Here is a 5,868-nt window from a genome sequence, read left to right as displayed (position 1 = left end):
TAATTATATTTAAAATGTTGAGTGTGAAATGGTTTTAGAAAGTTTTTTGACAAAGCATGAGTTGGTGAGACAAAATGTCTCACCCCAAAATTACTCGAATAAAGAAATTATGTCAGATTTTCCGTCCACGTCACTTTGGACTGCCGTTTCCGTGTTAGTTGTTGATGATGAACCCGGCATGCGCGCCATCTTAAAAAAAGCACTCAGCAAAAAATTTGCCCAAGTTGACGTTGCGGGGAGTATAGAAGAAGCAGAAACATTACGTAAGCGATGCCATTTTGATTTATTGATTGTTGATATTAATCTACCAGGTCGTTCTGGTATTGAATGGCATGAAGCGTTTGACCCTTCTACGCGCCGTAGCGATGTTATTTTCATGACAGGTTACGCTGATCTTGATACTGCCATTAAAGCCCTTCGGGCGGGCGCATCTGACTTTATTCTAAAGCCTTTTAATCTTGAACAAATGATGCAGTCTGTAAGTCGATGCATCGAGCGCCGATTAGTCGAACGCCAGAACTTTGCCTTGCAGCGCGATGTAGAGCGCATTCACCCTGTCGATATTATTGGTGATGCAGAAACGACACAGAAAATGAAAAACGTAATAGCGCAAGTTGCACCTTCCCTTGCTGCAGTATTGGTAGAGGGGGAGTCTGGAACAGGTAAAGAGCTAGTGGCACGAGCGCTTCATCAATTGAGTAAGCGAACAGGGCCATTTGTACCGCTTAACTGTGGGGCAATAGCACCTGACTTACTTGAAAGTGAATTGTTCGGACATGTGTCAGGTGCGTTTACTGGCGCCAAAAAAGGTCGTGAAGGTTTGTTCCGCGTCGCCAATAACGGCACCTTGTTCCTCGATGAAATTGGGGAAATGCCACTTTCAATGCAATCGTCGTTATTACGCGCATTAGAACAGAAAGCCATTCGCCCTGTAGGGGCAGAACGTGAAGTGCAAATTGATGTGCGAATTGTGGCGGCAACCAACCGTAACTTGAAGCAAGAAGTTGAAGAAGGGCGTTTTCGTCGTGATTTATATTATCGCCTAAATGTACTGACCGTTGAGCTACCAGCATTACGAGATAGGTTGGATGACATCCCAACGCTTGCACATCATTTTACACAAGTGTTGGCGAAAGAGCTTGGTATGCAAGCCATGAATTGGACACATGAAGATATCCAAGCCATGCAAAGCTATGATTGGCCGGGTAATATTCGTGAACTTCGTAATATGATGGAACGTTGTATCTTACTTGGGAAACCACCTGCGGAGTATTGGCGTGAACTACAAGGCGATGCGATTCCGTTGCCTAGAATGGCGCAGCCCAATCAAATGCAGGCTGTAGATGCAGAAGTTGGATCAAATCGACCATGTCGCTGTCATGATGAAAACGACGTTGAACAGTTTTGTTATCCGACCGACTGGACTCTTAAAGATGTCGAAAAAGCTCATATTTTACAGGTGGTTGACTCTCATAGTGGCAATAAGTCAGCCGCGGCTAGGCAACTAGGTGTGGCCCGTAAAACATTAGAGCGAAAATTCAAAGATTGGGCCGATGAAGGTGTACTTTAATGAGCGACCAGGCGGACTAATCGAATGAATATAAAACAGTTTATTGTCATGTGGGTACGTCGCTTTCGTACCATGGTACGTTATCGGCTATTAGTTTTAACGTCCATTCCTATCTTTATTACTTTGTTGGCGCTTATTGCCCTAACCATGTATTGGACGGTGATGTACACCTGGCAAAATGCACTTAAAAATGTACGTGCTGATTTAGCCGTTGCACATCATAGTATGGAGCTACTGCAGCGTGAACAACGAATGCAGTTGGTGTCATTGGCTTCTTCTTATGATTTTCAGTATCGGCTTCGTACCAACGAAGCCAGTTTAAGTGATTGGGTGAACGCTCAGTCTGCCTCTTATGGGTTAGACTTTGTTGTTCTTCATCCTGCTTCTGCATTGGCTGAGTTCTCGAAATCAAATCGGCACTTACTACTGAAAGGTGAAGAGCAAACGTTCTTTCAAGTACTCGACCGATCTGCGCTTGAAAGACTAAATCGTGACTTACCAGTATATGCCCATATTCCTCTGCTGAATGAAAACGGTATTGAAACCCGAGGCCTCGTTAGCCGAAGTTTATTACCAATATTCAATAAGCAAGGTGATTTACAATGGATCGTGGATGGCGGGATGTTACTTAATAACAGTACGTTATTAGTAGATCGTATTCGAGATTTGGTTTATGCATCAAATACTTTGCCTGATGGCAGTATTGGCACCGTAACTTTATTTATGGATGATCTTCGCGTCAGCACCAACGTCCCCTTGGATAGTGAAAGTTTAAATGGTCGTGCTATTGGTACGCGGGTATCTGATGAAGTGAAGCTTGCAGTGTTAGAGCAAGGACAAAACTGGGTTAACCGAGCATACGTTTATGACGACTGGTATGTTTCTGCTTATGAGCCGCTACATGATCACAATAATAACGTGATTGGTATGCTTTATACGGGTTACCTCGAATGGCCAATGATAAAAGTTTACCTGACCAATATTGTCGAATTAGGGGTCGGTATTGTCATCGTACTTTTACTTTCTGGGCTTGTTGTGTATCGCGGCGCAAAGGATCTATTTTTACCAATTGAAAAAATTCATCAAGTAGCAAAAGCGGTTCAACTGGGTTTAGAACGCCGTATTGGTGATTTAGATTTGAGTCAAGATCATGAATTGCAAATACTCGGAAAGCAGTTTGATTCCATGTTGGACCAGCTTGAAAATCGAAATGAAGAGATCAAGCAAGCTTCTGTTGAACTTGAAGATAAAGTCGCAAAACGTACGAAAAGCCTACATGAAAAAACAGAAGAGCTTGAGCAACATATCAAATTACTTAATCAGGCACGTAGCAGGCTCGTTAGCAGTGAAAAACTAGCAGCGCTGGGTGAATTAACTGCGGGCATTGCGCATGAAATTAATAACCCGACAGCCGTTATTTTAGGCAATGTTGAGTTATTACAATTTGAGCTTGAAGACGATGCTGAACGTGTTAAAGAAGAGCTTGAAGCCATTCATGAGCAAATAGATCGTATACGTAATATTACGCGAAGCTTACTGCAATACAGTCGCCAAGGTGGCGTACAAGACGAAGTGACCTGGCATCATTTGAACCCATTAGTTGAAGAAAGTCTGACACTGGTTCGTACAGGGACGAAAAAACAGGATCTTTTTATAGAGAAAGAACTAAAAGCACGTTGCCGAGTTGAAGTAAATCGCCATCAATTATTGCAAGTGCTGGTAAATCTACAGATGAATGCCGTACATGCGATGGATGATAAAGGTTTACTGCGTATAGCAACTGAAGATTGGCTTGATGATGATCTGCAACCTATAGGTGCGGTTGTACACATTACCGACCATGGTTGTGGTATTGCAGAAGAGAACCTCGATCGTATTTTTGACCCATTTTATACCACTCGTCGAAGCGGTACAGGGCTTGGCCTCTCGGTTAGTCAGGGTATTGTTAGTCAAAGTGGTGGTGAGATAACGGTTGAGTCTAAATTAGGTGTGGGAACAACATTCTCGGTGTACCTACCAATGAAAGCCTTAAATGGTCCTGATGTGATGGATGAAAACCTAATCGAGTCGCAAGTCTAGTCGCGATATAGGCTTGATTTAGGGTGAAACAGCGAACTAAATAAAAAAGCATGGTCGAAGCCATGCTTTTTTTATAGGTGTTGATTGAAGGTGCTGTTTTGTCGTTGTCATTTTAAGCAGCAGTTTTTGTGCTGATACGAGAAATGAATGCAACAAAAGTTACATTATAAATAATCCTGCGATAAGAAAAGCAGAAGCAACAAAGGCGACTTTCTCAATAATGCCAAGATCGGTAGGGTCTATCAGTTCGTCATGGTGCATGGTTCTTCTCCATTCTTGTTTATAGTTCTACTTTAATCATAGACACCTAATTGATAATTAGGACATTTTTAATCGGTATTTTTAGTAAAGCTGTAATTTTTTGTGGCTATACTTGTTTTATTGGCCACAAGGAAGGGCATAAATAATGAAGTTACTTTTTCTGATATTTGGTGCATTGCTACAAGGGTTAGCGATTTATATGGCTTTTTTTGTAGAAAGCAGCTGGAGTATTTATGTTGCAACCATTATGTCAGCATTTGGTTTGTGTACATTAGTTGGAGTGCGCAGCCTTATCGCACCAGCTTGTTTAATGGCAGGGATATTGATTGGTTTGTCGCTTTCTCATAATGAAGTGGATGTACAGCTACTTCATCAAATGGAAGCAACAGCACAAGCTTACAGTGACGATCGAATCTCATTGACAGAGATCAGTACCTATTTTGATAAGATTGCCTACTCCAAAATGGCCGCAACCAGTAACAGTTCGCAATAGTTGGTTATCTAAGTAACAAGCTCCTAAACAATAAACATCTACTGTTTGTGATAACTGAAAAATCTCATACCCATTTAAGCATCGGTATGAGATTTTTGTTATTGGGTTTTATATTTTTCGGGAAGATTAATAACCCTCTTTAAACTATCGTGGGGGGATAATCAGTTGTTGTCCGGCAGTGATAAAGGATCCAGTCAGATCGTTGAGTTGTCTTAGCAAAGAAACGGTAGTGTTGTTGAGTTGTGCAATCTCATTCAAAGAATCACCAGGCTTAATTTGATGAATATGAAAGCGGTATTTTGTATATCGCACATTTTCACGATTATAGAATGAGGTAAGTGCATCCCTTGGCAGCAGTAACTTGTTGTCACGTCCTTTGACTGTATAGCCACCAGTATAACCAGGGTTTAAGGCATATAGAACTTTGCTACTGATCTTCGCATCCTTAGCGATGGTTTTTAACTTTACTCGTTTATTAATAATCACTTCGCTTACCACTGGCTGCGGTTTAATGGAATTAAGTTGTAAACCGTAATGATTTTTATGCTGAATAATAGAGGACATCGCTAATAGTTTTGGCACGTATAAACGGGTCTCTTTGGGTAATTGTAAAGACCAGAAGTCTGTCGGTTTCCCCGCTGCTCTATTCTTCTTAATGGCATTTCGTACACGCCCTTCACCTGTGTTGTATGCCGCGATAGCGTGTAGCCAGTTTCCTTTAAATTTTTTGTGAAGATATTCAAGTAGATCAAGTGCGGCATCAGTCGATGCAATAATATCGCGTCGACCATCGTACCCCTGCCAATACTTCAAGCCGAAGGTTTTACCTGTTGCGCGGGTAATCTGCCATAGTCCTGAAGCCCCTTGGCTTGAATAGGCGAACTGATCAAAAGAACTTTCGATAAAAGGGAGGAGTACCAGCTCCATTGGCAAATCACGAGCCTCAACTTGTTCATAAATATAAAATAAAAAAGGCTGGGCTCGCGTTGTTACTGTATCAATATGCTCAGGTTTAGTAATAAACCATTTTCGGTAGTAACGAATGCGGCGATTATTAGGGATGGGCATTTCCATATTGGCGGCAAGTGTATCCCACATATCATATTGATGGCGCGTGGCTTCATCAGCAAGCACCGGGGCAATGTGATTATGTACAGGGGAGTTATAAAGATAATGCGGTACTTTACCCGTTGCAATGTAGCTACCATCAAATTGATGGTGGGAAATTTTACATTCTGTCAGTTTACCAACAGGCTGAAATACACGGTTTAAAGCCAGTAAATCTTGTTCTGCTTTTATTGCTGCCTGATCAGGCTCTTTAGGGGCAGATTGGCAACCGTTTAACACAAAAATTGCTAATACAAGTGTCATCGTTGCTTGTTGCATTTGCTTTATTAACATCATATACCGCCAATAAACTCATACAAATTAAACGCATTTCTTTATTTGTTACTTAAAGTATTAA

General features: G+C 41.5%; 4 protein-coding genes. 3 read left to right on the top strand and 1 reads right to left on the bottom strand.

Annotated features, from left to right (window positions below):
- Positions 1-109: 109 nt before the first annotated feature.
- The 3 genes from ASV53_RS22180 to ASV53_RS22170 all read left to right on the top strand — a co-directional run bounded on the left by ASV53_RS22180 (position 110) and on the right by ASV53_RS22170 (position 4,403).
- Positions 110-1,570, top strand: coding sequence for a sigma-54-dependent transcriptional regulator (locus ASV53_RS22180; protein WP_094958717.1), 1,461 nt, complete (start codon positions 110-112; stop codon positions 1,568-1,570).
- 24 nt (positions 1,571-1,594) lie between these two features.
- Positions 1,595-3,649, top strand: coding sequence for a sensor histidine kinase (locus ASV53_RS22175; protein WP_094958715.1), 2,055 nt, complete (start codon positions 1,595-1,597; stop codon positions 3,647-3,649).
- A gap of 406 nt (positions 3,650-4,055) precedes the next feature.
- Positions 4,056-4,403 (top strand): hypothetical protein, encoded by a 348-nt coding sequence (locus ASV53_RS22170; protein ID WP_094958714.1) that lies wholly within the window; start codon positions 4,056-4,058, stop codon positions 4,401-4,403.
- Between the two features lie 144 nt (positions 4,404-4,547).
- Here the strand turns inward: ASV53_RS22170 and ASV53_RS22165 are convergent, their stop codons facing one another.
- The gene (locus tag ASV53_RS22165; protein WP_239928890.1) at positions 4,548-5,807 is read right to left on the bottom strand and encodes a transglycosylase SLT domain-containing protein; all 1,260 of its coding nucleotides are present in this window, start codon (positions 5,805-5,807) and stop codon (positions 4,548-4,550) included.
- Positions 5,808-5,868 lie beyond the last annotated feature (61 nt).

The sequence above is a fragment of the Photobacterium sanguinicancri genome (genome assembly GCF_002265265.1).
In the GTDB taxonomy this organism is placed as follows: domain Bacteria; phylum Pseudomonadota; class Gammaproteobacteria; order Enterobacterales; family Vibrionaceae; genus Photobacterium; species Photobacterium sanguinicancri.
This window is presented reverse-complemented; position numbering and strand designations above follow the sequence as displayed.

What these genes read in the sequence shown, in the direction of transcription:
- ASV53_RS22175 (WP_094958715.1), top strand. Translation starts at nt 1,595, where the DNA reads ATGAATATAAAACAGTTTATTGTCATGTGGGTACGTCGCTTTCGTACC.
- ASV53_RS22170 (WP_094958714.1), top strand. Translation starts at nt 4,056, where the DNA reads ATGAAGTTACTTTTTCTGATATTTGGTGCATTGCTACAAGGGTTAGCG.
- ASV53_RS22165 (WP_239928890.1), bottom strand. Translation starts at nt 5,807, where the DNA reads ATGATGTTAATAAAGCAAATGCAACAAGCAACGATGACACTTGTATTA.
- ASV53_RS22180 (WP_094958717.1), top strand. Translation starts at nt 110, where the DNA reads ATGTCAGATTTTCCGTCCACGTCACTTTGGACTGCCGTTTCCGTGTTA.